This window comes from Glaciecola sp. 1036, assembly GCF_050306235.1.
GTDB lineage: Bacteria > Pseudomonadota > Gammaproteobacteria > Enterobacterales > Alteromonadaceae > Glaciecola.
Window position 1 is genome coordinate 87160 of record NZ_JBLWFH010000011.1, and the last position, 26801, is coordinate 113960.

The window sequence follows — 26801 nt, forward strand, 5'->3', positions numbered from 1 at the left end:
ATCAGATTCTTTACTCAATGGTAGAATTTTTTCGGTTTGCAGGTAGACTATGCTAGGTGTGGGTTGATTAAGGATGTTTTGTGAATTTTAAGTCTATTTTGGTTTATCTAATGGCAACGGTATTGTTATCAGGCTGTGGTGGAACTCCTGATACACCTCAGCGCCAAGCCGAAAATAATACCCCAGTTAAACAGCAAGCGCCTGAACTCAGTGACATTGAAAAGATCATTGCGAATTATAATTCCAATAACAATCCTGACCTTGTGCTAAACGAATTATTGCAACTTGCGGATAATTTTCAACATCAAGAACAATGCAATAAAACCAATATCATTGTCGCAAAAACCTTGCCTGTGTTAAATGGTTCTACCCAAAGGTTACATGCTAACTTGTTGCGCCTAGAATGCCAGCTAGAAGGTATTTTGCAGCACAAAACAGCCAATTCACCAGAACAAATAGCATTGCTGCAAGACTGGGTATTACAGGCTAGTGATACTTCGGTAGATTTTGGCAATCTAACCCAGCGCTTGAATATTGCTAAAGCTGTTTTAAACATTCTGAATGATGAACTTGAACCTGCTATATTTACCTTACTTGAAGCGCCAGCTATCAACTCTGTTCTTCTTGCCTATAAAGAACCTCTAATTTGGCGAACCTTAAGCAGTCTTGATCAAAATGATCGCCGCAGATTCGTCGCTTTATATCCTGAATTGTCTATGTATCAGCAATTATTTGAGATTGTCACTGATGATGTGCTAGACGATAAAACTCGCCAAACTGAGATAAGGAAATGGTTGCTGACCTACGAGCAATCTAATTTAGCCAATAACCTACCAGAAGAATTACTGCAATTTGTGCAGGCTGATTTTTCTCAGGCAAATTCTATAGCCGTATTGTTACCACTTTCTGGACGCCTTGCGAATCAAGGGGATGTAATTAAACAAGGTATTTTAGCTGCCTACTACAAACGTTTAGGCAGCATATCTCCGAGTATGACCGATCAAATACCCAGCTTGGTATTTGTGGATACTGGCTCAGAAAATACCATGGCCGAAGGCGCTGTAAATACGGATTACTCTGGATTTAATATCGTTATTGGACCACTATTAAAAAGTCATATCACTCAAACTGAAGCTTTACTTGCTAATACTGTGACTCGTGTTCACTTGAATCAAAATGATCAGCCTGAAACAAGTCCTTTAGCTACGTCTTTTGCCCTTTCTCCTGAACAAGAAGCTCAACAACTCGCTCGATTAATGTTTGAAAACCAAATTCGAAATCCTATTTTGGTATTTGAACGCAATGCTCGTGTGGAGAGAATGAAGGACGCCTTCTTAGCCCAATGGGAAAATTTAGTTAAGCTGGATGAGCAAGCAGTCATGCCCAGTACTGTTGGATTTACTGACAACAAAAGTATGCGTGTCGGAATCACTGATGCCTTGGGTGTGTTACAAAGCGAAAAGAGAATCAAACAACTTTCTAATTTAACACCTGAAACTATCCACAGTGTTACCCGAAATCGACGAGATATTGATGCTTTCGTGGTATTGGCCAATCCTCAAGATGTAGAATTGATCAACCCTATAATCGAATCCAGCATAAGTTTATTCAGCAATAAAACCATTCCGGTTTATGCTACCTCCTATAGTTACAACCACCGTCAGAACAAAAATTCTCTTCGCGACTTGAGAAACTTGGTGTTTATCGACATGCCTTTTGTTCAACCAGAAGGACAACAAACAGAATTGGCGCAAACGGTAAATAAGGTGTTCAATGATCCGCCAACAACCTTTTTACGCTTGTTTGCTTTTGGGTATGACGCCTTCAACATAGCAAATAATTCACTGCAACTTAAATTGTTCACCCAAATACGTCAGCCGGGACTTACCGGGGAACTCACCATTGATAATCAATCGGATGTGAACCGAACACTGTCTAGTATTCGAATAGATAACCAAGATAATCTGCAAGATGGCGATTAAACAGTGGCTAGCATCGAAAACAGGTGAACAAGCAGAACAGCAAGCAAAAGAATATTTACTGCAAGCTGGCTTAACCTTTATCGAACAAAACTACAAAGTTAAATCCGGTGAAATTGATCTTATTTTCAAACATGAGCAACTTTGGGTTTTTGTTGAGGTCAAATATCGACAAGATAGCGACTTTGGTTTCGCCGCTGAGTATTTTACCCCCAGTAAACGGGCAAAAATGCTAAGGGCCATTGCCTGTTTCTTTACCGATTTAGGTAAGAATATACATCATGAGCCACTTAGATTAGACTTAGTCGCCATCGATGACGACCAATTACAATGGTTTAAAAATGTCTGACGTTTGTTTTCAAGCGGTGTTTATTAAGGACAACATAGGAACCCCATGTTAGAAATAATTAAAAAGAACTTTACTGAATCCATTCAAACTAAAATTGCAGCAGCAGAAGCGTTACCAGAGTCCATAGACAAAGCTGCTAACATGATGATTCAGGCCCTAATTCGAGGCAACAAAATTTTATCCTGTGGAAACGGTGGTTCCGCTGGCGATGCTCAACATTTTTCCTCAGAGCTACTTAATCGATATGAAAGAGACAGACCTTCTCTTCCTGCGATTGCCCTTACTACTGACAGTTCTACTATTACGTCAATCGCCAATGACTATTCTTACGACGAAGTTTTTTCTAAACAGGTAAAAGCGTTGGGCCAGGAAGGTGATATTCTATTAGCAATATCCACCAGTGGTAACTCAGCAAACGTAATTAATGCTATGCAGGCAGCCTTGGCCAGAGATATGACGATAGTCGCTCTGACCGGCAAAGACGGCGGTGAAATGGCTGGGCTTATTGGCGAAAATGATGTGGAAATCAGAGTGCCCTCTGCAAGAACTGCAAGAATACAAGAAGTCCATCTATTGGTTATTCATAGCCTTTGTGAATCTATTGACTGTACCTTATTTCCCATTGCATCATCGGAGTAGTTTATATGGGTAAATTGACCAACCACTTAATTCTTCTTGGAATTCTCGTTAGTTTATCTGGCTGTGCCTCGGTTGTTGCGGTCGGCGCTGCCGGAACAGCGGCATCCTCTGCATCTGATCGCCGAACCCTAGGTACACAAATTGATGATAAAACAACCCATGCCAGAGTCAGTAATGCAATTGATTCAATTGCAGGTGTAGATGAAAATGCTTCTATTAGTATCAATGTTTACAATGGCCAAGTGTTGTTAACAGGGCAAGCAAATCAACAGTCCATTATTGACTTGGCCGGTGAAAAAGCCAAAACCATTGAAAATGTCGGACGTGTGCATAATCAAATACGATTGGGACAACCAATCCCTGCCAGTTCAACCATGCACGACATTTGGTTAGGCACGAAAATACGTACTCTTATGAGCACTAATGAGAAAGTGCCTTTACTGAAACTCGACTTAATTGTGGAAGATAGTGAAGTCTTTATCATGGGCATGTTAAGTCGCGAAGAAGCAAGTGCGGCAGTAGATGTTGCCCGCAATGTAGACGGCGTTACCCGCGTGTTTAGAGTACTTGAACTTACCGACTAAAAATAAAAACAGGCGATTAGCGCTATTTTACAACGCGCAGAGTCGCCCTCTTAGCGGGTTTGCTTGGGTTAGACGGTACTTCATCGGAAACATCAGAAGACTCTGTTTTAGGGCCGTCTGGAGAAGGTTCTGGCGGAGTTTGAGTGAACACAGTGCCTGCGCCATTTTCTCTGGCGTAAATAGCTCCCACCGCTTCACAAGGAAAATAAACTTGCATCGGCTGACCACCGAACCTAGCCTGAAATGAAATGGCTTCAACATCCATAGAAAAATTAACACAGGCTGAAGGCGATATATTGAGTACTATCTGACCGTCTTTTACGTATTGTGTAGGCACATCTACGCTTGGCCAATCGGTGCTTACAACCACATAAGGTGTAAGCCCGTTATCGACGATCCACTCATAAAAAGCGCGTAACATGTAAGGCTGATTAGGCGTCATTCCTTGCAATTTTCTAGTCTCTCGCTCTGGTTTGACTTAAAGAGGATTATGAATTTCTCTTTCTTGGTCGGTCAAAGAAGCTTTAAACGATGGACGCTCAAAAATTTGTTTCATATAAGCATTAACTTCACGACTACCTGCACCACTTAACGAAATATCAAGAGCTGGTAAGCGCCATAAAAGAGGTGCTAAATAACAATCCACCAAGCTGAACTCTTCGCTCATGAAATAAGGCGTTTCAGAAAATACCGGCGCTAAAGAAAGAATAGCTTCTTTTAATTCTTGTCTTGCTTCTTCCGCACCTTCTTCGTTACGGAAAATACGACCCGCTAAACTATACCAGTCTTGTTCAATTCGGTGCATCATGAGGCGACTTTGACCACGAGATACAGGATAAACTGGCATTAATGGAGGATGCGGGAATCGCTCATCAAGATATTCCATGATGATGTGTGATTTATACAATACTAGCTCACGATCTACTAGAGTAGGAACAGTGCCGTAAGGATTTAACTCTAACAACTCTTCGTTAATTTGTGTTGGATCTGTAAATACGATTTCAACACCTACACCCTTCTCTGCCAACACAATACGTGCCTGATGGCTATAAATATCAATATTGTCAGAAAACAGCGTCATAATTGAACGTTTGTTAGTGGCCACTGCCATTAAAACCTCCGAAAGCTCAAGCTTAGATATAAATTACATTATAAATGGTTAAAAGGGGCTGAATAGCCCCTTAAAAACGGTCGTGAATTGTATACTATTACTTCACGTCTCGCCAGTATTCTTTCTTCAGTAGATATACGAAGACGAATAGGATCACAATGAAGATCAATACGCCGCGACCTATTGATTCAGACTGCAAACGAGAAGGTTCACCTGTATATTCCAAGAAGTTGACAAGATCACGAACCGCTGCATCATAACCTTCTTTATCAAGAGCGCCATTACCATCAGTTTCAAGCGTAAATACGTCAGTTTCGACCATTTCGCCATCTACCATTTGCTCTTTATATACTCGTCGAGGTGTACCTTGTAGAGGTTCAAGTACGTGTGGCATACCTACATTAGGAAATACCAAGTTGTTAACCCCAAAGGTTTTAGAATCATCAACATAAAACGTTCGAAGATAAGTGTAAAGCCATTCAGGACCTCTTACGCGAGCTACCAAGGTTAAATCTGGTGGTGGAGCACCAAACCAATTCGCAGCTGCCTCTTTAGGCATTGGCGTTGTAATGTAGTCTGATACCTTTTCACCTGTGAACTGCAAGTATTCTTGACCCAGTTCATCAGGAATCCCAAGATCAGTGAAAGTTCGCTGGTAACGTTGGTACTGCATTTGGTGGCAACCTAAGCAGTAGTTCATGAAAATCTTTGCACCGTTTTGCAAAGATACCTTGTCAGTCAAATCAATCTCAACTTCATCCAAGTGATAACCAGAACCTGCTGCAAAGGCGACACTAGGTACAAATAATAATAGTGCTAACCATTTTTTCATCGTGGAATCCTCTCCGGTACAGGCTTAGTTTTTTCACTCTTAGAGTAAATGAACAGCAAGAAGAAAAATGCAAAATAAATAACAGTGCCAATACGTGATGCAATGATTTTCCAGTTTTCCTGCGGTGTACCACCCAAGTAACCGAGGAAGATAAAGACTATCGCAAACACAATTAGATTAGTTTTATGCAATCCACTTCTGTAGCGCCACGAACGCACGTTACTGCGGTCAAACCAAGGCAATGCAAATAAAACTCCAATTGCTGCGAACATAGTAAGTACACCGAATAATTTATCGGGAACGGCTTTAAGAATTGCATAGAAAGGAGTGAAGTACCAAACTGGGAAAATATGTTCTGGCGTCTTCAACGGGTTTGCAATTTCAAAGTTTGGATGCTCTAGGAACTTACCGCCCATTTCTGGAGCGAAGAACAGAATATAGCAGAATACAAATAAGAACACAGAGAAAGCGACTAAGTCTTTCAACACTATGTGCGGGAAGAAAGGTACCACGTCATCAATAATATCGTACTTGCTAGTGTAATATTCATGGATTTTGAACTTAGTTTTTTCGCTTTCTGATAAGCTACCTTTTTTATGTTTGATTGGTACACCGTCTGGGTTGTTTGAACCCACTTCGTGCAATGCAACTATGTGCAAGAACACTAGAATCACGATAACTAGAGGTAATGCGATTACATGCAATGCAAAGAATCTATTCAGTGTGGCGCCTGAGATAACATAGTCGCCTTGGATCCATTCAACTAAGTCAGGGCCGATAACCGGGATTGCACTGAAGAGAGATACGATAACCTGAGCCCCCCAATAGGACATTTGGCCCCAAGGTAATACATAGCCCATGAAAGCTTCGGCCATAAGAGCTAGGTAAATTAACATACCAAAAATCCACAATAACTCTCGTGGTTTTTGATAAGAACCATAAATCATGCCGCGGAACATGTGTAAGTACACAACAACGAAGAATGCTGAAGCTCCCGTACTGTGCATGTAGCGAATTAACCAACCATAGTCAACTTCACGCATGATGTATTCAACAGAAGCAAACGCTCGCTCTGCAGAAGGTTCAAAGTTCATGGTAATCCAAATACCCGTCACTATTTGGTTAACCAACACGATGGTGGCTAGGAAACCAAACACATACCAGAAATTCATATTTCTAGGTGCTGGGTATTGAATAGCATGCATGTTTGCCGTTCGCATCATAGGAATGCGTTGTTCAATCCAATTTAGAAAAGCATTCATTAAGCTGCCTCCCCATCTGAACCGATAAGTACTGTATTATCATCAATGAAGTAGTAAGGTGGTACTTGCAAGTTCAATCCAGCGGGTACACCTTGGAAAACACGTCCTGACATATCAAATTTTGAACCATGACAAGGACAGAAGAAACCATCCTGTACGCCCTCAGCATATTGTGCAAACTCACCATCTGCTAAGTGTTGAGGAGAACATCCTAAATGCGTACAAATACCCACGAGAACAAGTAACTCATCCTTTATTGAGCGGTATTGATTCGTTGCATATGGGGGTTGTTGAGCAGTTTCTGAATTTGGATCTTTTAGCTGACCTTCATGAGCACCTAGCGCTTCAAGTACTTCTTGTGAACGTCTTACAATCCACACAGGTTTGCTTCGCCACATAACGCGTATTAGCTGACCAACTTGTACACCACTAATATCGACTTCAACGTCAGCCCCAGCTGCTTTCGCTTTTGCACTTGGATTCCACGATGCTATAAATGGCACCGCGACTCCCACAACACCCACTGCGCCCACGACCGAAGTAGCAACGGTTAAAAACTTACGTCTATTGCTATTTTCAGGTGCAGAGTTGTCTTGTGCTGATTGATTCGCATCTACTGATACTTCACTCATCAACTGTTCTCCGAGAGTTATACAGGTATAAATACCTTTAAAAATATTTGGTAATCAGTGTGTTATCGGCGTTCTTCACAAGCATCATGAATACTAAGCAGATCTTTGTTAATTACCCAACATAAAAATTATCGCGTATGGTAAAAGAAAACCCCTAGTAAACACAAGGAATTACTCTTAAAAATCCATACTTGTTATTGTTTTAAGTCAACAATTGTCCACAGTTAACCATTTTCAGACTATTCGACATTAGTCTTCTGTACCCAATTTAGGCGTTTTTAATGGAAAAAAGCTAATAATCTAAGTCGACCTTATTTGTGTAAGTATAAGATGATATTAGAAAATCTTCACCTACGAATTGAACAAAGAACAGTTTGCTAGCGTTGCTTTATTTTTTTTCTTAATCGAATGAAAAAATCTTGTTAATCAATGTTAACAATTAACAAATACTAGTATACAGGGCATTACTAAATTCCTGCTGAAAATACAGCTTGTTCAAATTGTTCATAGGAGCAGTAAATGTTGAAAAAAACCTGCCAACTCATATTCGCTTTAGTCCTGCTATTGCCTTATTTGGCCCATGCAGAACCTCTGATACAAGGAGAAGATGGCTATAGATTATGGCTAAAGTACGACAGTCTGACCGATGAGTCGCTAAAAAAAAACTATCGTCAAACCTTGCGAAGCATTCATGTTCCCCATAGTTCCGATACCAATAAGGTGCTACTGAAAGAGTGGCAACATGCTTATGCAAATCTTTTAGATACCCATTTGCCGTTAAGCGACAAGGTACAGCAAGCATCATTAGTAATTGGCACGCCAGATACTTCAGAATTCATCAAACAATCAAATATTGTTAATAACCTTCAGCTAGGTTCTGAAGGCTATGTCATCAAGACTATAGCGCATAAAAGCGGAAACCTTACTGTGATAGCGGCGAATACTGATGTAGGTACGCTTTACGGAAGCTTTCATTTGATCAGGCTTATGCAGACTGGACAAAACATTGAGCAATTAAATATTGTCGAAATTCCAAAAATTGATGTTCGTACCCTGAATCATTGGGATAATCTCGACCGGCACGTAGAAAGAGGATATAGCGGTGAATCCATCTGGGACTGGCATAAACTGCCTGAATATAAATATCAACGTTATTACGATTACGCCCGTGCGAATGCCAGCATAGGCATCAATGGCACTGTTCTCAATAATGTCAACGCCGATCCATTAATCATTACACCGCATTATCTAGAAAAAGTAGCTGCATTAGCTGATATTTTCCGCCCCTACGGTATTAAGGTTTATTTATCGGTTAAATTCAGCTCACCTCAATTGATCGGTGGTTTGGATACTTCTGATCCTCTCGCACCAGAAGTCGCTCAGTGGTGGAAACACAAGGTCGACGAGATCTATGAATATATACCCGATTTTGGAGGCTTTTTAGTTAAAGCCAACTCTGAAGGTCAGCCTGGCCCTGGAGACTTTGGGCGCAGTCATGCCGAAGGCGCCAATATGTTAGCCAAGGCGTTACAACCCCATGGCGGTATTGTGATGTGGCGCGCCTTTGTGTATGCCAATGAAAAGGACGAAGAAAGATCAAAACAAGCCTATTCAGAATTTAAGCCATTAGATGGCAAATTTGAAGATAACGTATTGGTGCAAGTAAAAAATGGCCCTATTGATTTCCAACCTAGAGAACCCTTTAGTCCTTTATTTGGCGCCACACCAGAAACTCCTATGATGATGGAATTTCAAATTACCATGGAGTATCTGGGTTTCAGTACCCATTTGGTATATTTGGGCACCATGTACGAAGAAGCCCTAAAAGCAGATACTCATGCCAAAGGAATTGGCTCCTCGGTTGCCAAGGTTGTGGATGGTAGCTTATTCAATAATAAAATTTCCGGTATCGCAGGGGTTTCAAATGTAGGCACAGATAGAAATTGGACTGGCCACATATTTTTGCAATCCAATTGGTACGTTTTTGGTCGTTTAGCATGGGACCACAATCTTTCAGCAGAGCAAATCGCCCAAGAATGGATCAAGATGACCTTGAGCAAAGATGCCAAAGTGATCGAAGAACTTACCGATCTTATGATGGCTTCCAGAGAAGTAACGGTGAACTATATGACACCTTTAGGTTTGCATCACATAATGGCAGAAGGCCACCATTATGGACCGGGTCCTTGGGTAAAAGATTTGGGAAGAGATGACTGGACTTCTGTCTATTATCATAAAGCCAATGAACAGGGTATCGGCTTTGACCGCTCAACTTCAGGGGTAAACGCGGTAGAGCAATATTTTTCACCGATCAAAGAAAAATATAACGATCCAGCAACAACCCCCGAACAATTCTTACTTTGGTTCCACCACTTGCCTTGGGATTACAAAGTAAAATCTACAGGGCGAACTCTCTGGGACGAAATCGTTATTCGCTATTACAAAGGTGCGCAGCAAGTTGAACAGATGCGCAAAACGTGGCAGTCTCTTGAAAGCCAAATCGATCCATTGCAATTTAAGCAAGTGGATATGGCATTAGAAATTCAACAAAAAGAGGCTATTTGGTGGCGCAATGCTTGTGTACTTTACTTCCAGTCATTTTCGAACCGCCCTATCCCTGAAGGCTTAGAAAAACCTCAAGGAAACTTAGCAGATTATATGCAAAGAAGCTTTCCTTATGCGCCCGGACAAGGGGGCTAACCAGAATTTTGGTTTGGTAGGCGAAAGCCTACCAATGCCAAAGCGTTCCGTCTTGTAGGCGATTTACCGGTAAACATTTTCGCTGATAAGGATATTTAGCGGCAAGTTTTTCGTCAATATCTACGCCATGTCCCGGCACTTCACCCGGCGTAAAAAAACCGTCCTTGAATGAATAGGCATGGGGAAAAACTTCATCGGTAATTTCTTCGTGTGCCATATGTTCCTGAATGCCAAAATTAGGCACCCAGGTATCAAAATGCAAAGCTGCGCCCATGCATACTGGCGATAAATCTGTAGCACCATGACTGCCGGTTTTCACATGGTATAAAGACGCTAAATCTGCAATTCGTCTAAGGTGTGTAATGCCACCAGCATGAACCACAGTTGCCCTGATGTAATCTATCAGTTGATTTTGAATCAATTCTCGACAGTCATGAATACTATTAAAAATTTCTCCAACGGCAATAGGGGTAGTTGTATGCTGCCTGATTAATTTAAATCCTTCTTGATTCTCAGCCGGTACTGGATCTTCCATCCAGAATAAATGATAGGGTTCGATTTCTTTACCCAGTCTAGCGGCTTCGATAGGCGTTAGCCTGTGGTGGACATCGTGCAAAATATGAATATCTTCTCCTACAGCATCTCTTACGGCTTGAAATAATTTAGGCACATGGTTTAAATATTTTTCAGTTGACCACACATGTTCAGCCGGTAAATCTGAGCTAGCGGGTTCGTATCTGCCCTGCTTTGCTACACCGTACACATGATCTAAGCCAGGCACACCACATTGAACCCTGACAGCTTTATAACCTTGCGCCACCATTTGCTGTACTTCATGAACGGTTTCACTGATTTCTTTACCGTTAGCATGGGCATAAACCATAACCCCATCTCGGCTTCGTCCACCTAAAAGTTGATACAGTGGCATATCGGCTAATTTTGCCTTTATATCCCACAACGCCACATCTACAGCTGCAATGGCAGTCATAGTGACAGGACCTCTGCGCCAATAAACACCTCGATAGAAAAATTGCCAGATGTCTTCTATCTGTTGCGGATCTTTGCCAATCAAAGAAGGACACACGTAATCCTCAAGATAAGCAACTACGGCTTTTTCTCGCCCATTAAGGGTTGCATCGCCAATACCATACACCCCTTCATCGGTCATAATTTTAAGGGTTACAAAATTTCGACCGGGACTGCACAGGATAACTTTTGCATCAACGATTTTCATTCAATCTCCTACAAGGATAGTGCACCATTCACTATAGGTATTTTTTGTGAAACCGAGCATAGTCAGTCTATTGTGACTATGCAAGACGGCACCCTCGATAGTGTTTATTTTCATAAATAGGTCATCATAAATGATGACAAATTTTCCCTAAAATCTCTAAATTACGTACTAGCCCAAAAAAGACGTCAATGTAAAACGACCTTTATTTGGGTCAAAAACCGGTACATAGTCCCTAGCAATACATCCAGAATGTAAGCTGCTACAGCGATAAACTAATGCGCGATTGAAAAAAGCTTTTTCGCTATGTATCTGCCGAAATAAATCAGAATCGCCATTAATGTATCCTTGAGGCATTCCCTGCTGCTTAATATCTCTTTCTAAACTCGCCAAATACCGGTTCTGCCGTTGTTCAGTGATAAATTCAAATTCTGTACTTCTATGCTGATAAAATGCAGTACCGCCCTGTTCTTCTCCACATAAAAAATGTATTACCGCGTATTCATTGGTCAGGGGTTTATCAAAATGTGGAATTCGTTGCACTATGTTCAATTGTTCCGGTGGTGTGGCCACAAGTGAGTAATAGGCGTCAATGCGTTGAAGTCTTACTGAGGCATCGAATTGGTTTATTAACTTACCTACTAACGCCAACACAGCTGTTTTGTACTGCGCGGACGCTGGCGAACGCATTCCAGGGTAGTGACCACTTGCTTCTGACACCGGACTACTAGACATCGCATACGAAAACAGACTATCGGGTTCAGCAAAAAAATTGTCTATAACCCACAATGGTTGTTGTTCTGTTCCAATCGTTTTAAAAGAGATTTTTGGTGCTTGCATCACATAATCACATAGGGTCAGCTTTGCAGTGTTCATCAATATACTGCTGATGCGGTGGCATGTAATCGGCAGAACGTCGAATAACCGACTTTATACTCTCTAACCGTTTATCTAACTCTTGCTCAGAAAATACGTCCACCAATGAATGATAGCCTTTAGGTCTAAGGCCTTGACCATACATGACTTCAAACCAGCTCAAATCACTGAACATTTCATTATTGAAACGGAAAATGCGCCCGTTCTCTTCAAACTGATCAATCTTTTGCTGCAACGAATCAGGAATAGACATAGTGCGGCAGTATTGCCAGAACGGCGTATCATCACGTTTAGTTACATGGTAATGCAATATTAGAAAGTCACGGATACGCTCAAAATCAAAATCCATCTGGCGATTAAACTCATCCACATCAGATGGGCACATTTGCTTGCCCGGGAAAAAACTAAAGAACTTGGAAATTGCAGCTTGAACAAGATGTAAGCTAGTCGATTCCAATGGCTCCATAAAACCGCTAGATAAGCCAATGGCGAGACAGTTTTTATTCCAGAATTTCTTACGTTTTCCTGTTACAAATTTAATAATTCTTGGTTCTGCTAAAGGTTCGCCATCAATATTTTGCAATAAAATCTCTTTCGCCTCGTCGTCAGACATAAATTTACTGCTATAGACGTGACCATTACCTGTTCTATGTTGCAATGGAATTCGCCACTGCCAACCGGCTTTTTGCGCTGTCGCGCGAGTAAATGGCCAAGGATCTCCCGCTTTCGCACAGGGCACGGTTACTGCGCGATCACAAGGTAGCCAATGACTCCAATCGTCATAGCCTGTTTTTAATGTTTGTTCTATCAAAAGGCCGCGAAAGCCACTGCAATCAATGAAAAAATCAGCCTCATGTACGCTGCCATCATCTAAGGTTAAACTTTTAATTGCACCATCATCATGCTGTTGAACACTAACCACCTTTCCTTCTGTGCGCACTACGCCAGCTTGTTCTGATAGCTCTCGTAAGTATTTGGCGTATAAACCAGCGTCAAAATGAAACGCATAGGCAATATTAGATAATGGGGAATTACCTGCTTTAATTGAGCGCATAAAACGCTTTTCGGTAGACGCCAGTGAGGTTAAGGTATACTCGTCTAAATGATCAGCTTTTCCCATAGCGCGCATTTTCATCCAGTAATGATAAAAAGGCACGCCTTCCATATTTTTACCAACTTCACCAAAGGCATGGTAATAGCTATTGCCAATTTGATCCCAATTACAAAACTGAATGCCTAGCTTAAACGTGCCTTGTGTGCGTTTCACAAACTCGTTTTCGTCTAAACCAATAAGGTCGTTGTAGAGTAAAATTTGTGGGATAGTGGCTTCTCCCACGCCAACCGTGGCTATGTCATCAGACTCAATTAATTGGATATCGCAGTATTTTCCTTTTAATACGCGTCCCAAAGCAGCCGCTGTCATCCAACCGGCGCTTCCTCCACCTAATATAATGATTTTGCTTAGTTTTTGATGCATCTTAGCTCCGTGAACTCATATTGGGGCGACTAAACTCTTGATAAAAAGCATTGTAATTGGGCATCTGACTCGCTACCTTTTCAATGTGCTTTGCGACTTGTTGCACAATATTATGTAATTCAGTTGTTGATGTATTAGATAAAGCAACGCTTATATGCTTAGGCTTCACTGCATTCCCACATAACAAACAATACCATTGCCATTTCGATACTGCATCGGTTGCCATTGGTGGTAAACGTCCACATTCTGCAAACAATTCTGCGACATTTATTCCCTCAATTCCATTGAAAAGCACTTGATTAAATTTATAAATTTCCTCTGAAAACACCTTAACCCCGTGGTTAAAGGAGTCAGCAATAGAATCTGAAGGCATAACTGCTGGCCAATGTTTTAATAATTGCTCAGCTACCCAAAACAAGAAGTGAATATTGGTAATCACTGGCGCTAATGTGGGGAGATAGATAGTTAAATGTTTGTCGTCTAATCTTGCTTTAGGTGATGCTTGTTTCACATCTGCAAAGGCTACTTTTTGATAGGCATAACCGTTGTGGATGTACTTAGTAATAGCTGCATCTTGCCTACTCAATCGGTTATCAATGGAATCAAAGTCTAGGTTTGATTGTTGATGACTAGTCTTTGAGGAAGCGGCTATTTCATTCACATGGATCCAAAAATCAACGTCTTTATGTTTATTTTGGATTTCATCTAGATCACTGACTTCATCGAATATTCGCACTTGATTTTGCGGCAAACTTTGCATTATTTTTTTAAGTGAAGTCAGTAAGTTTGCACGCTTAAATACCACGCCAAACAGCATCCCCTGTTGCCATTGCGCCTGCTCTTTTGCCGGAATAGCAAAGCGTTTAAGCTGATTGGCTTTCCCTGCAATACTAAAATCACTAACGGATGTAGTGGGGTCTATTTTTAAGCTATTAAAAACACCATGCTCAAATTCACTTTGATTTGCATTTAGTCCCCATTGAGCTGCACCTATAAATCCGGTTCCCGCCAACCAATCACAATTAACACCATAGGTAAAAGTCCCCTGAGCACTTTGCGCAAGTTGAATAGGATTCACCTTCAATAATTGGCAGATATCCAAAAACTCCTCTCCAAACTCGATCAGATCATTGGAATCTTCAGACATTTGAGATGCAAGTAAACTGAAGTTGATCCCATAAGGTAAAGTTTGACCAACTAGCATCACAAGTAATAAATGAATGTCCAGTGGATCGCCTACTACGCCTATGTGTCGAATACTCATAGTTGGTAAGCCCCATAAAGACTCAAGCTAGTCGGCGGATAATGAGCTGCTCCACTCTTGCTAGCTTGAATTGCGCTACTATGCGAGGGTAGCTTTTCAATTAAGGTCGCCATATGACGTTGATAATGGATTAGTTGACTAGACACTGCTTTTGCGTCAATTTTTACCAGTCGAGGATCTATATGCACCGGTTCCAAACCTTGTCCTAACGATAAAGCGGTCCAAGATACTGGCATAAATAAACCCTGTCGGTAAGCCTGAAAATGACCGTTTTGGGTAAACTGTTCAATCCTCTGTTGCAAACTCAGGGGGATTTCCATTTGAGCACAAGCTTGCCAGAAGGCTTCTGGGCGAGAATTTTGATGGTAGTGAAAAATCAAAAAATCCCGAATACGCTCATATTCAGTATCAATTACTTTATTGAAGTTGTCCCTCAACACTTTAGATTGACCCGAAACAGGAAAGTATTCAATTAGCTTTTCAATGGCTACCTGAATTAAATATAAACTAGTTGATTCAAGGGGCTCCAAAAATCCACTCGATAACCCTATGGCGACACAATTTTTGGCCCAACTTTTTTCTCGCTTACCCGTGATAAAACGAATTTGCGAAGGGTTTGCTAACGCTTGATCACCTAGGGCAGATAATAACAATGAAGTAGCCTGATCATCACTCATATGCGACTTAGCGTAAACGATGCCATTACCTGTTCTATGCTGAAGTGGAATTTGCCATCGCCATCCAGCTTCATGCGCTTGGGATAAGGTATAACTCGGTGGGTTCTGAATTGGGTCTGAAGGTACAGCTTGGGCGCTGTCACAGGGTAACCAATGTTGCCAGTTTTCGTAACCTACCTCTAACACTTGGGCTATTAACCGGCCTCTAAAACCACTGCAATCGACAAACAAATCTCCGCTGATTTTTCTACCGTCTGATAATGTTAGAGCTTCGATATCGCCGCTATCTGCCAGAATAACATCATCTACCTTTGCATCCAGATGTTCGACACCGCGGTCTACACTGTATTTTCTTAGGTAATCTGCGTATTGACTCGCATCTAAATGAAATGCATAGCCATATTGTGATAAAGGCGACTTACTGTCTGCCACTGGATAAGCAAATCTGTGCTGTTTTGCCGCTAAGGCTGCAGGATTAAATTTATCAAAATCTTCAAAAAAGTCTTTTTCATCTAGGCCAGCATGTTGTTTGGCGTAAAGATAATATTGATGAAATTCTATGTCATTGATGGGTTGCCCACTGTAGCCAAAACCATGGCAATAATCTGCACCTTTATATCCCCAATCTTTAAACCGAATCGCGAGTTTGTATGTAGCACCAACCGCTTGCATGAAGGTATTTTCGTCAATGCCTAGCAATTGATTAAAATGTCGTATATGCGGAATAGTTGCCTCACCGACACCGACAGTGCCTATATCTGTTGAAGCAATTAAGGTGATTTTAAACGCATGTTGCGGCAAAAAGCGTGACAATGCTGCGGCTGTCATCCAACCCGCGGTACCAGCACCAAGAATGACCACATGCTGCTGTTTCATCAATTTACAAAATTCCTTGTCTCATAAAACGAACTTGCCCGAATGTATCGGGCAAGTTTTAGTTTAGTAACCAGAGGTTGCGTTTGCTTCCCCCTAGAAATTCGCTCTTACAACGAATGCAACGCGGCGGTCAGAAACAAACCAACTACGTCCAGCCTCTTGACCCTCATTGTTCAATTGCATGATGGTTTCAGACTGAGAGTTAGTCAAGTTTGTACCTTGCAAACCAACAGTGAAATTATCATTAACGTTATAGAAGATAGAGCCATCTAATTGACCATGATCGTCATACCATAAAGGTGCTTTGGATATAACATCTCGCGTGGTCAAGAGGTAACGACTACGCCAGTTATATGCCAAACGTGCACTCCAGCCATTCTTTTCATACATACCGACTAAATTGAATGTACGTTTTGATTGCCCTTGAAGTGGAATGTTATCCAAAGATACTCGAATACCAGTATCTTCAAAATCATCCCCCTGCCAAGATTCATCTTCAACATCGACTTCGTTGTTAGGCACGCCACCAGCATCAATGTAGGTAAATGAAGACTCTAAGCCCAAACCATCCCAGGGTTCTGGTAAAAAGTCAAAGAACTGTTGATATTTGAGCTCTAAGCCATCCATTTTACCATCCCCACCATTGGTAGTTGTAGTCAACAATACCGTTTGTGTTTCACCTGTAGAAGGATTGGTATATGAGCGAGGATACGCGCCTTGCACAAAGTAGTTTTTCAAATCTTTGTGGAACAAGGTTGCACTCAACTGACCTACATCAGCAAAATACCATTCCACCGCAACATCATATTGCCATGCTTCCATAGGTTCAAGGAATGGGTTACCACCACTTCCGGTAAACGCTGGAACGTATGCACGCTGAATTAAATTATCTTCGGGAGGCGGCTCAACTGATGGATCCGGATTCACAGGACGAATGGTTTGCACAGATTCGTTGCCTAATGACGCCGTATTTCGAACAGCCGAAATATCGGGTAATGCCACCGCTTTTGATAATGCAAATCTGAAAAGAACATCATCTGTTAATTCGACTTTGATATTAAAGCTTGGAAGTAGCATATTAAAACTAGGCTCAGCAGCCAAAGCAGAAGCTGAGTCATTACCAAACGCGCGGCTAGCGTTGCTGATATAGTTAAGTGGATCGCCGATCCATCGATTTGCTTCATCTTGTATTGCGGCGGCAAAATCAGCGTAATTGCCAGCAGCCACTTGGTCGTTTACCCAGGCAGATACTAATTCAGGTGTTAGTGGATTTCCTTGCAAGTTCTCTGGCGGCAAGTAATCTGGTACTAAATCAGGGTAATTTACGAAACCATAAGATTCACGGTCAAGTTGCACGTAACGTAGACCAAAGTTACCGCTATAACGTAGGTCGCCATCACCTTCAAAGTTAAGTCTTAGGTAAATCGCTTTGTTAGTTTCAGTAATATCCGTAATTTCGTTTGGCTCAAAAATTCCAAATTCATCATCTAATGGAAACTGCGTTCTTTGCGTATAACGCGTCCAATCGCCACCAGCGGTCATATAAGGCATAGCGCCATACATTATTTCACGAACGTAATCTTCAGTTGCATGGATTGTCTGGCCGCCAGGAATGTTGGCAACACCGCCGCCATGAAAATCAGACCAATCAACCAATTCAAAATTTTCTGCCGCGTCAGGGATAGTATCTAACCAAGCCGCTGGAGCTGAACCAGAAAATTCTGGACCTAATGCCCCCCAGTTCCAACTCGTTGAACGCACCGTTTGTTCACGCTTCGCATATCGCACACCGGCTTGAACTGAGGTAAAGATACCTGCATCTTCTAAGAAGTATTTACCATCAAAACGCACCGCAATCGAGTCACCTTCAGATCTCTCATAGTGCTCCATAGCACTTCTTAAGAAATAGGAGGTTGGGTCTTGGAAGTAATTAGTATCCCCTGCTGGATCCCCAGTAAAGCCAGGGTAAACACCACCAGCATAAACATCAGGGTTAGCGTCTCTATAACCGAAATAAGGTTCTAATAAGGCGACTGTTGGCGTACTACCCGTAATATCGTAAGCTTGACCAGCAAATGCTGCAGTGTGAACAGTCATATCATTATCAGCAGTTTCGGCTTTAACGTATTGAATATCACCGGTTAATTCAAGACTATCAGTTGCCAACCAACGTAAATTGAAAGAGAAGTCTTCCACTAGGGTTTCAGTATCTTTCACACGGCTGTCAAACTGAGTTGGATAACCAAATTGTGGGCGACCACCGGCTTCCCATGAACGAATAATACGATCATTGTTTCCATCAGCTGCTCGCCAGCCATCAACACCTTGCGTCAAGGTTCCTGATTCAAATAACCCTTGATCGTCAAATTCAAACTCTGTGCCTTCTAAAGCACGAGTTCGTCTAGCATCGATGTTGTAGTAACCACCTTGATATTTAACAGCTTGTTCATGCCAAGATAGCTTTGCATCAGAACGAATGTAATTAAAGGTACCTAATAAGGTTTCGTCTTCATTTTCAAATTGTAAAGACGTTGCAAAACCTTCACGTTTTCGATCATCAAACTTGCTTAATAAGTTGGAAGCATTTGGCATCCATACTGTACCGTTGCCATCCTCACCAACAAACTCTTCAGCTCCAGCTAAATCTCGCGCGTAAAATTGCACGTAAGCGTCAGACTGAATACCGTGTGATTGTCCGTAAAGTTGTGAATTAGCATAGTTGACCAAGAAACCAATTTCACCACCAGTATCTAGTTCAAATCGATCGCTATAAACAGCAGAAAACGTCGGGCTACCTTTTTCGGCGATATCCCCGTATGACCAGTCTCCACCAATGGCAAAAACGCGATCTTGAGAATCAAAAGGCTTACGAGTTCTTAGATTAACAGTACCGCCAATACCACCTTCAATCATGTCAGCGGTCTGGTTTTTATAAACGTCTACCCCACCCATTAATTCAGGTGAAACGTCTTGGAAAGATAGTCCGCGCCCGCTATTTGCAGTAAATGAATCACGGCCGTTAAATTCACTTCGAGTTTGTGTCATACCTCGAATGATTGCGCCACTTCCTTCTACACTGAAGTGATCAGGGTCATCTGGACCTGCAAATCTCTCAACCGATACACCTGGTATACGTTGAATAGCTTCTAATACGCTTCGATCCGGTAAAACGCCAATGTCAGATGCTGTAATAGAATCTACTACGGTTTCTGAATTACGTTTTAAATTCTGTGCATTTAATAAGTTTGCTCTTGTGCCTCTAACCTCAATTTGTTCAACCAACTCCTCTTCATTGGCCTCTTCTTCAGTTTCGGTTTCTTGTGCATAGGCTGTGTGCATTGCGGAAATAAGCGCTACCGCCATTACCGACTTATTGAACATGCGGTTTTTTCGTTGGTGTTGTCGTGTGCTAACCACCATTTGTGTGCTCCCATTTATGATACGGCTTTACTGGTGACCCTTTTACTTAAAAAAGTAATTGCCAGCTTCCCCTTTGTGTGGCCTTTAAAGTATTACAATTACTCCATTTGACCATGTTTCCTCGATGCTGATAATGCGTTAGAGATATCTTGCGGTCAATTGACATTGGAAATATCACAATTCAGAAACCATATATCGCAACATTTTTGTAACATTTAACAATCAACGTGTTAATTATTTAACCCGACTTTAGTATTAGTAAAGTCTAAATCCCTTAAATATCAATACTTCAATGATTTTGTTTTGATAAAATTGGGCAAGTGTTAATTTTCAATTAATTAACAATTTATCATACAATTATTCTAGATATTGAGTAAATTCTGGCCCCAAATAACTCGGTTTGTAGTCTGAAGTGTAAATCACGATTTTCTGCACTACGACGCCAGGATCTTTTAAGTACAATTGCAAACTGTTAGCACCACCTTGGGCAATCGAAATCTTGGTTTTAACCCTACGAATACCATCAAGTACATTTGCCCCCCAGGAAGCTGAGCTCATCTCCAGACTATGAACTGCCTCTTTATCCCCTGACTTCGCTTTTCGACGCAATTCTGCGACCTTAGCATCCGTCATCAATCCCGCATCTAGATATTTTGGTGGATTCCCGTCGACACCTATTCCAAACTCCATTGTAGCATCTGGTGCAAACTCTAACGTTGGTGCCACGTCGATATGGACTTCATATTCTCCCGCTTCAATTAACCAAGTATCGAAATGCAACGTGGGGGCCGTTTCCCAATCAGAATGCTGCGTATAAGGAGGTAAAATTCCCGCTACCGAAGAACCAAAGCGACCATGGCCAGGAATTACCTGCCATTTCACTTCTTTTGTATTGTTTTTCATTTGTGCCTTGGCTGGATCGAGGGAAATATAGCCGTCAGCTTCTGCAAACCCCTTAGGCGTTTGCGCTAGTTTGACTGCTTCTACATATACTCGAGCGCCACCCCAACCGGTACCTTTTATCAATACGTTAGCTTTATGAGTGCCTGCTGACAGTTTTGACCAATCGATACTTATGCCTAGGGTAATTTCATCCTCAACAGTACCTTTAGTAGATGAAAGCTGAACCCAATCGTCTGAGGCCGTAACAGAATAATCAAAGGGTTTAGCTTGACGATTAAAAACCGAAACTGTTTTTTCAGGTTCTCCATGTTGGTAAAAGCTATCAAGCACTAATTGCCCCCCTGCTGGCCAAAAACTATCACTTGAAGATAGCGCAACGCCCATGTTGGCAACTGCAGGCTCAGCAGCAGTATGACGAACAACTGTCGGAGGTATATTGGCTGGCGGATTGTTCCAGTACACATAACCAATGCGGGACTGACTCATCATTCGATTCCACTTGCCATCCTTCAAGTTATGATATTCATCGGTCAGTACTTGGTCTTGTGCAAACCAATAATTCACTGCATCGGCATACTTATTGGTGCTGATGCGATTTTGTTTTCCATACCTTTGATTTAGCGCTTGATTGTAATTCAATTCAAAGATTACCCGTGATGCTTTAAGCGGGTAGCCCACTAATTGAAAATAAGCATCATGGTAATCTTTCGGTAGTTTTGATTTTATATCATAAGAATCCTTCACTGCCTCGGTTAAAACGTCAGAGACATTTTTTGCCTCATCGTAATGAGAAATGCTGTAGGTTTCTGGTGAAATTGCTTCAGGTTTGCGTCGCCCATTGTGTTGAGTATAGAGAGCCAACAATTCTGCTATACCACTAGCATAGTCACCGCCAAATTGTTCTGCTGCCCACTCGCGAGTAAATTCATAACTACTGTTGGCGTCCATGTCTGTTGGATCCCAGGCCATTTTCAAGAAAAATGAAATGGGTAACTCCATAGGTTTAAGGTCACCCACGTTGGTTATCCAAATGCGATCGGCACCGTATCTGTAAGATAGATCCATTTGTTCCCATATTTTTGCTAAGGGAACTGTATTGATCCAGCGATAAGAACGTGGCCCACCTACATAGTCAAAGTGATAATAAACACCTGCGCCACCTTTGCGATTACGCTCACCTTTGGTCGGCAATCTACGCACATTACCAAAATTGTCGTCAGCCCATAATAAAGTAACGTCATCTGGCACTCGCATGCCTTTTTCATAAAAGCTTTGTACTTCTTTGTACAATGCCCAAACTTGCGGGATATCTTCGATTTTATCTTGACCAAACGTATCTTTAAGAATTTGGCGCTGGTCTTCTACAACTCGCTCGAGTAAACCTATATTTTCACCTTCACTCATTGGCGTATCTTCTTGACCGCGCATTCCTAAGGTGAAAATACTTTCTAAATTTTTATGTCGTTTAGCACCTTGTAGCCAAAAGTCATATAAGTTTTTGGGGTTAGTTGAATATTCCCAAGGACCTTTGCCATATCGATTCCATTCTTTGTCAGCTCGCATCATAGGTTCATGGTGGGAGGTGCTCATTACTATGCCCATTTCATTGGCTAAAATAATATTTTGCGGATCATCGTCAGCAAAGGCATTGTTCCACATCGCTGGCCATAAAAAGTTCGCTTTTAATCTAAGTAGCAACTCAAACACATGTTGATAAAATTCCGCATTATAGCCACCAAATTTTTCTGTACTCCAACCTGTCAATGCAGGCGCTTCATCGTTAAGAAAGATGCCGCGATATTTTACTTTCGGATAATCTGCAATCCGAGTATTTGCGCTTAAATACAGCTCAGTTTTTTTCTTAACCGGTACGTCTGCCCACCAGTACCAAGGACTTACCCCTATCGTTTGGCTTAAATCATATGTCCCATATATTGCACCGCGTTTATCATTACCCACTATAACCCAAGCGTTATCGATGCCTTTAAAAGGCGATCTTAAATGCTGAATATGATAACCATCCCATTTCCCTTGTATCGCGTGCACATCTAACTTTCCTTGATCGATCAATTGTTGGATCAAATCACTTTTTCCTAACTGACCAATAAGCACTATGGCATCAGCATTGGCCGGTAATTCATTGTAGATCTTTGCAACCTGCCCAGTGACAGCCGCAATGTCACTACGTAAATTTTCGACCGCACGCAAGACACCTTTTTCAGCAGAAGATTCTAAGACGATAGGGGCAACCTTTTGCTGAGTAACTAACGGAAAATCCTGTATAGAAGATGTTTCAACTAAATAGTTCGCAGACACCTGAAAGCTCAAAATACAAGCCAGTGTGATGAATAAGCGGCGCATAATGTTTTCCCTAAAACTAGCGTTAAATTGAGTTTATGAATTTGAAACTGAGAGGCTATCGCTTCTCAGCTTCTTAAATATAGTGACTTATGAACTAGTCAGCCAAAATTGAGGACATCATATAAACGAAAGGCGCATTCCAATTTATGGCTATTTCATTTGATGCGTAACTGCACCAAGTATCTGAATATGAAAGTGCGGGTAACTTACTGGGATATGAACATTTGTCTTGTTGCCCGCTATGCGCGCCACCTGCGACAAAACCAGGAATAGGATCCTCTATACCATCAGCTTGTGAAGGACGATGGTGAATATGCATTGGAGAACGCGAGCCAAACCCGGTGATATAAGTAATATCCACAGGATTTCGCCCCAAAACATAATCCACCAAGTTTAACGCAGCATCTTTGTACCCAGTATCATCGGTTAACCGCCATGCATGCCAAAGCACACTGGCTTTGTTCAAGGCCACAGCATTGCTGCCCCAAACAAAGTCTTTTTTATTCATTGCCACTCGATAAGCCGATGCTTGATCTTCTTCTTTTATACTCTTTGCAAATGACAAAAATTCGTTTTGCACTAGTTGGTAGTCCGCATCGGCGAGTGCTTTTGGTTGGTCCGCTAATATCGAAAAGTATCCAAGGAGAGAGGTATTTGACCATGAAGGCGTCGCAAGTTTAGTTTTATATTGATTAAAAGCTTGCCAATACTCATCTTCACCTGTGCTAATAAAAAGTTCTGCCGCTGCCCAGGCAAACTCATCGGTGAGAGTTTTATCGCCGTACTCCCCTGTACTTACATCTGACGGATTCTTGAATTTTACATCAGGGTTGGCTAGCGCCCATTGCCAAGCATGTCTCGCTTGTTGCAAATACTGCTCACGCTTTTCTGGAAATACGCGACTAGCAACGGATAAAACAGCTGCAAAATTCAAGCTAGCCGAAGTCCCTTTAGCCACTACATAACGTTGCTTTGTGGTATCTTCTGGCATGTCTGCTGGAGAAAACCGCAATGTCGTCAGTTTATGATAAACCCCACCATCGGTATCCTGCATAGTCGCCATCCAATCGAGATTCCACAGGATTTCATCTAATAAATCAGGTGTTTGGTCTCCTGACTCAGGAATATTAAAATCTCTATTTTGATAGAAGTTTTGATTATCAATATAGGCGCGCATTAAGGTATAGGTAGTGATGCCCGAATTAACAATGTATTTGTTGTAATCACCTGCGTCATACCAACCTTTGGGGGAACTCAGTACTGTACCTTCCGGTCGCTCTTTGGTTGCAGCTGAAGAATGCACCATTACTTGGGTATCAGGATGACCAGCAGATCTTTGCCATTTCCCAGCGTAGGATTTATCCAAAGCCATGCCTGCACGGTTAAAATAATAAGCTTTTATTCCCGCATCATGTATATCTGAATAAACCTCTTCTTCAATCCCAAAGGTTACCGAACTTACCTCATTGTTTACTGTGATTAAGTAATTCCCTGCGACAGATACTTCCGAAAAATCAGCAATACTGACTATTTCATCTGAGTAGGGCCAGAGTTTAGGTGCACTGCTTGTGCCTTCAAACACAACTTCTCGAGTATCTGCATTGATAACGCTGAATTTTTGCGATTGTTCGCTTTTTATAACGGCTAATTTATGTTGTTGTGGCAAAAATCCGATTTGATTTACTAGTATCTTAGTTTGCTCTCCATCCGATTTTTTTATTTTTTGGCCGCTAATCGCATTAGGGGAATCTTGAGCATTATCAGCTGAACCGCAGCTTAATAATGCGAATGAAAAAATACATATTACTAGGCCTTTCGACATCTGTTCCCGCCTTAAACTTGTTAATACTGTGTAAATCTTTTGCTGTATTAGATTCTAATCCGGCGTTATCTTCAACTTATCCTGATTATGAAAACACATTTATAAGATTGCGTTTTTTTCTTTATCATTAATCCAACTTTGCACCGAAGTGGTCGAAAAATTAGAAATCTTGTCTACAAAACACTTCGTTTTTAGAAATTTTGTTTATTTGTTGAAACACAGGCAAAAAACAATAAATATGAAAAGTAAAATCACAATAACTTGAAAAGTAATTTTCTTTACAATGACCACCTGTGAATAAGATGTAAAAAAAGAAGCCTTCATGGAAAATAATAATCAACAACTTTCAGTGCTAGAAAAGGTAGGCTATAGCCTTGGTGACTTCGCGGCTAATTTGGTATTCCAAACCTTGGTCACCTTTATTGCTTTTTATTATACCGATGTGTTTCGAATTCCTACGAGTTCAGCCACCAGTATTATTTTTATATGCGGCTTATTGGGCGCTTTTGCTTTTAATCCAATAATCGGGATTTTAGCGGACCGAACCAAAACCCGCTGGGGTAAATTTCGCCCATGGATTTTATGGACGTCAGTGCCCTTTGGTGTGTTGTCTTTGCTTGCTTTTACTACGCCGGATTTTGATACCGATGGTAAGGTAATCTATGCCTTTGTCACCTACTTGCTCTTATTGTTTGTATATTCTGCCAACAATCTTCCCTACGCAGCCTTAAGTGGCGTAATTACTGGCAAAATGAAAGACCGTAACAGCATGTCTTCTTACCGTTTTGTGGCGGTTATGATAGCGCAATTTATCATTCAAGCCTTGTTATTACCCTTAGTATTGGTTGCGGGTGATGGGGATAAAGCCGCGGGTTTTGAAATTGTAATGACCTATCTCGCTATCATAGGTACGGTTTGTTTCATTATTACTTTTTTAACCACAAAAGAACGAGTACTACCTGTATCTGAAAAAGCCAGCACAATAAAAGAAGATTTACAGGACTTGGTGACCAATGTTCCTTGGATCATCATGCTAGTGGTTACCGTTTTGGTGTTTATTACACTTGCCCTTAAAGGTGGCACCTATGTGTACTACTTTAAAGATTACGCTGATAAAGCTGAAATGGTCAGTTTTTTAGAGGCCATAGGATTTAATAGCTTTATTGCAGGCGTTCAAAATTACTTCCCTAACTTTTTCTGGCCAGATGATCCTGCAACCTCAGCATTTTCACTGTTTAATGCGAGTGGCATAATCTTCATGATTATCGGAATATTTTTCTCCAAATCACTTGCTGATAAGTTTGGAAAAAGAAATGTGTTTGGGCTTTCATTATTTGTTTCTACGATTTTTATATTGGCTTTTTACTTTTACCCAAAAGACGCTATTGGCACCATGTTCACGTCGCAAATTTTGCACGGTTTTTTCTACGGTATCAGTACACCATTGTTATGGGCGATGATTGCCGATGTAGCAGATTTTTCAGAATGGAAAACCAATCGCCGCGCTACTGCGATTATATTTTCAGCCATGATCATGGGGCTCAAAGTTGGACTAACCCTAGGTTCAGCCTTAGTAACAGGTATTTTGGATAGCGTTAGCTACAACCCTGATTTGGTTACCCAATCCGCTGAAACGGTAAATGGCATTAAATTAGCGGTAAGTGTTTATGCGGCAATACCATTTTTAATCGCATGCGCTTGCTTGTTTGCCTATAAAATAAATAAATCCATGGAAAATACAATCGAATCTGATTTAGCTGAAAGAAGAGCGCAAGGCGCATCTGTTTCTATGGCCTAGTAACAAAG

The 26801-nt window shown here is 41.4% G+C and carries 19 protein-coding genes; 6 read left to right on the top strand and 13 right to left on the bottom strand.

The window, feature by feature from the left end; genetic code table 11:
- Positions 1-80: 80 nt before the first annotated feature.
- From ACNKW3_RS15365 to ACNKW3_RS15380, 4 genes are read left to right on the top strand one after another with little or no spacing between them, the layout of a single operon-like run.
- On the top strand, positions 81-1982 hold the full coding sequence (locus tag ACNKW3_RS15365; protein ID WP_427400204.1) for a penicillin-binding protein activator: 1902 nt from the start codon (positions 81-83) through the stop codon (positions 1980-1982).
- Positions 1972-2328, top strand: a complete 357-nt coding sequence (locus ACNKW3_RS15370; RefSeq protein WP_427400205.1) for a YraN family protein — start codon at positions 1972-1974, stop codon at positions 2326-2328. Before ACNKW3_RS15365 ends, ACNKW3_RS15370 begins: the two co-directional genes overlap by 11 nt.
- 45 nt (positions 2329-2373) lie before the next feature.
- A complete protein-coding gene (locus ACNKW3_RS15375; protein ID WP_427400206.1) occupies positions 2374-2967 on the top strand; it encodes a phosphoheptose isomerase in 594 nt (197 codons plus the stop codon).
- A gap of 5 nt (positions 2968-2972) precedes the next feature.
- Entirely contained in the window at positions 2973-3551 is a 579-nt protein-coding gene (locus ACNKW3_RS15380; RefSeq protein WP_427400207.1) for a BON domain-containing protein, read from the top strand.
- 22 nt (positions 3552-3573) lie between these two features.
- Here the strand turns inward: ACNKW3_RS15380 and ACNKW3_RS15385 are convergent, their stop codons facing one another.
- From ACNKW3_RS15385 to petA, 5 genes are all read right to left on the bottom strand, one after another.
- Positions 3574-3993: a ClpXP protease specificity-enhancing factor gene (locus tag ACNKW3_RS15385; RefSeq protein ID WP_427400208.1), complete on the bottom strand. Its 420-nt coding sequence runs from the start codon at positions 3991-3993 to the stop codon at positions 3574-3576.
- 36 nt (positions 3994-4029) lie between these two features.
- Positions 4030-4662 carry a stringent starvation protein SspA gene (gene sspA, locus ACNKW3_RS15390; RefSeq protein WP_427400209.1) on the bottom strand — a complete coding sequence of 211 codons (633 nt, stop codon included), beginning with the start codon at positions 4660-4662 and terminating at the stop codon, positions 4030-4032.
- A gap of 97 nt (positions 4663-4759) precedes the next feature.
- On the bottom strand, positions 4760-5494 hold the full coding sequence (locus ACNKW3_RS15395; RefSeq protein ID WP_427400210.1) for a cytochrome c1: 735 nt from the start codon (positions 5492-5494) through the stop codon (positions 4760-4762).
- A complete protein-coding gene (locus ACNKW3_RS15400; RefSeq protein WP_427400211.1) occupies positions 5491-6756 on the bottom strand; it encodes a cytochrome b in 1266 nt (421 codons plus the stop codon). Before ACNKW3_RS15400 ends, ACNKW3_RS15395 begins: the two co-directional genes overlap by 4 nt.
- Complete coding sequence (gene petA, locus ACNKW3_RS15405; RefSeq protein WP_427400212.1) at positions 6756-7388, bottom strand: ubiquinol-cytochrome c reductase iron-sulfur subunit; 633 nt, start codon at positions 7386-7388, stop codon at positions 6756-6758. Before petA ends, ACNKW3_RS15400 begins: the two co-directional genes overlap by 1 nt.
- Positions 7389-7907: 519 nt before the next feature.
- Here petA and ACNKW3_RS15410 point away from each other — a divergent pair.
- Positions 7908-10088, top strand: coding sequence for an alpha-glucuronidase family glycosyl hydrolase (locus tag ACNKW3_RS15410; RefSeq protein WP_427400213.1), 2181 nt, complete (start codon positions 7908-7910; stop codon positions 10086-10088).
- A 28-nt stretch (positions 10089-10116) separates the two neighbouring features.
- On the opposite strand, the gene manD is transcribed toward ACNKW3_RS15410, so the two are convergent.
- The 8 genes from manD to ACNKW3_RS15450 all read right to left on the bottom strand — a co-directional run bounded on the left by manD (position 10117) and on the right by ACNKW3_RS15450 (position 24995).
- Positions 10117-11322, bottom strand: a complete 1206-nt coding sequence (manD, locus tag ACNKW3_RS15415; protein ID WP_427400214.1) for a D-mannonate dehydratase ManD — start codon at positions 11320-11322, stop codon at positions 10117-10119.
- Between the two features lie 168 nt (positions 11323-11490).
- Positions 11491-12195 (bottom strand): DUF6445 family protein, encoded by a 705-nt coding sequence (locus ACNKW3_RS15420; RefSeq protein WP_427400215.1) that lies wholly within the window; start codon positions 12193-12195, stop codon positions 11491-11493.
- Positions 12167-13672, bottom strand: a complete 1506-nt coding sequence (locus ACNKW3_RS15425) for a tryptophan halogenase family protein (protein WP_427400216.1) — start codon at positions 13670-13672, stop codon at positions 12167-12169. The genes ACNKW3_RS15420 and ACNKW3_RS15425 overlap by 29 nt, the downstream gene beginning before the upstream one ends.
- Position 13673: 1 nt before the next feature.
- A complete protein-coding gene (locus tag ACNKW3_RS15430; protein ID WP_427400217.1) occupies positions 13674-14936 on the bottom strand; it encodes a hypothetical protein in 1263 nt (420 codons plus the stop codon).
- Positions 14933-16489, bottom strand: coding sequence for a tryptophan halogenase family protein (locus ACNKW3_RS15435; RefSeq protein ID WP_427400218.1), 1557 nt, complete (start codon positions 16487-16489; stop codon positions 14933-14935). Before ACNKW3_RS15435 ends, ACNKW3_RS15430 begins: the two co-directional genes overlap by 4 nt.
- Before the next feature lie 93 nt (positions 16490-16582).
- Positions 16583-19909 carry a TonB-dependent receptor gene (locus ACNKW3_RS15440; RefSeq protein ID WP_427400219.1) on the bottom strand — a complete coding sequence of 1109 codons (3327 nt, stop codon included), beginning with the start codon at positions 19907-19909 and terminating at the stop codon, positions 16583-16585.
- Positions 19910-20266: 357 nt separating this feature from the next.
- Positions 20267-23173, bottom strand: coding sequence for a glycosyl hydrolase 115 family protein (locus ACNKW3_RS15445; protein WP_427400220.1), 2907 nt, complete (start codon positions 23171-23173; stop codon positions 20267-20269).
- A 94-nt stretch (positions 23174-23267) separates the two neighbouring features.
- Positions 23268-24995, bottom strand: a complete 1728-nt coding sequence (locus ACNKW3_RS15450) for a glycoside hydrolase family 9 protein (protein WP_427400221.1) — start codon at positions 24993-24995, stop codon at positions 23268-23270.
- 322 nt (positions 24996-25317) lie between these two features.
- On the opposite strand from ACNKW3_RS15450, the gene ACNKW3_RS15455 reads away from it, so the two are divergent.
- The gene (locus ACNKW3_RS15455) at positions 25318-26793 is read left to right on the top strand and encodes an MFS transporter (protein WP_427400222.1); all 1476 of its coding nucleotides are present in this window, start codon (positions 25318-25320) and stop codon (positions 26791-26793) included.
- Positions 26794-26801: the final 8 nt, after the last annotated feature.

Excerpts from the sequence above, each read along its gene's own strand:
- ACNKW3_RS15370 (WP_427400205.1), top strand. The coding sequence starts at position 1,972 with ATGGCGATTAAACAGTGGCTAGCATCGAAAACAGGTGAACAAGCAGAA.
- ACNKW3_RS15375 (WP_427400206.1), top strand. The coding sequence starts at position 2,374 with ATGTTAGAAATAATTAAAAAGAACTTTACTGAATCCATTCAAACTAAA.
- ACNKW3_RS15380 (WP_427400207.1), top strand. The coding sequence starts at position 2,973 with ATGGGTAAATTGACCAACCACTTAATTCTTCTTGGAATTCTCGTTAGT.
- ACNKW3_RS15385 (WP_427400208.1), bottom strand. The coding sequence starts at position 3,993 with ATGACGCCTAATCAGCCTTACATGTTACGCGCTTTTTATGAGTGGATC.
- sspA (WP_427400209.1), bottom strand. The coding sequence starts at position 4,662 with ATGGCAGTGGCCACTAACAAACGTTCAATTATGACGCTGTTTTCTGAC.
- ACNKW3_RS15395 (WP_427400210.1), bottom strand. The coding sequence starts at position 5,494 with ATGAAAAAATGGTTAGCACTATTATTATTTGTACCTAGTGTCGCCTTT.
- ACNKW3_RS15400 (WP_427400211.1), bottom strand. The coding sequence starts at position 6,756 with ATGAATGCTTTTCTAAATTGGATTGAACAACGCATTCCTATGATGCGA.
- petA (WP_427400212.1), bottom strand. The coding sequence starts at position 7,388 with ATGAGTGAAGTATCAGTAGATGCGAATCAATCAGCACAAGACAACTCT.
- ACNKW3_RS15410 (WP_427400213.1), top strand. The coding sequence starts at position 7,908 with ATGTTGAAAAAAACCTGCCAACTCATATTCGCTTTAGTCCTGCTATTG.
- manD (WP_427400214.1), bottom strand. The coding sequence starts at position 11,322 with ATGAAAATCGTTGATGCAAAAGTTATCCTGTGCAGTCCCGGTCGAAAT.
- ACNKW3_RS15420 (WP_427400215.1), bottom strand. The coding sequence starts at position 12,195 with ATGAACACTGCAAAGCTGACCCTATGTGATTATGTGATGCAAGCACCA.
- ACNKW3_RS15425 (WP_427400216.1), bottom strand. The coding sequence starts at position 13,672 with ATGCATCAAAAACTAAGCAAAATCATTATATTAGGTGGAGGAAGCGCC.
- ACNKW3_RS15430 (WP_427400217.1), bottom strand. The coding sequence starts at position 14,936 with ATGAGTATTCGACACATAGGCGTAGTAGGCGATCCACTGGACATTCAT.
- ACNKW3_RS15435 (WP_427400218.1), bottom strand. The coding sequence starts at position 16,489 with ATGAAACAGCAGCATGTGGTCATTCTTGGTGCTGGTACCGCGGGTTGG.
- ACNKW3_RS15440 (WP_427400219.1), bottom strand. The coding sequence starts at position 19,909 with ATGGTGGTTAGCACACGACAACACCAACGAAAAAACCGCATGTTCAAT.
- ACNKW3_RS15445 (WP_427400220.1), bottom strand. The coding sequence starts at position 23,173 with ATGCGCCGCTTATTCATCACACTGGCTTGTATTTTGAGCTTTCAGGTG.
- ACNKW3_RS15450 (WP_427400221.1), bottom strand. The coding sequence starts at position 24,995 with ATGTCGAAAGGCCTAGTAATATGTATTTTTTCATTCGCATTATTAAGC.
- ACNKW3_RS15455 (WP_427400222.1), top strand. The coding sequence starts at position 25,318 with ATGGAAAATAATAATCAACAACTTTCAGTGCTAGAAAAGGTAGGCTAT.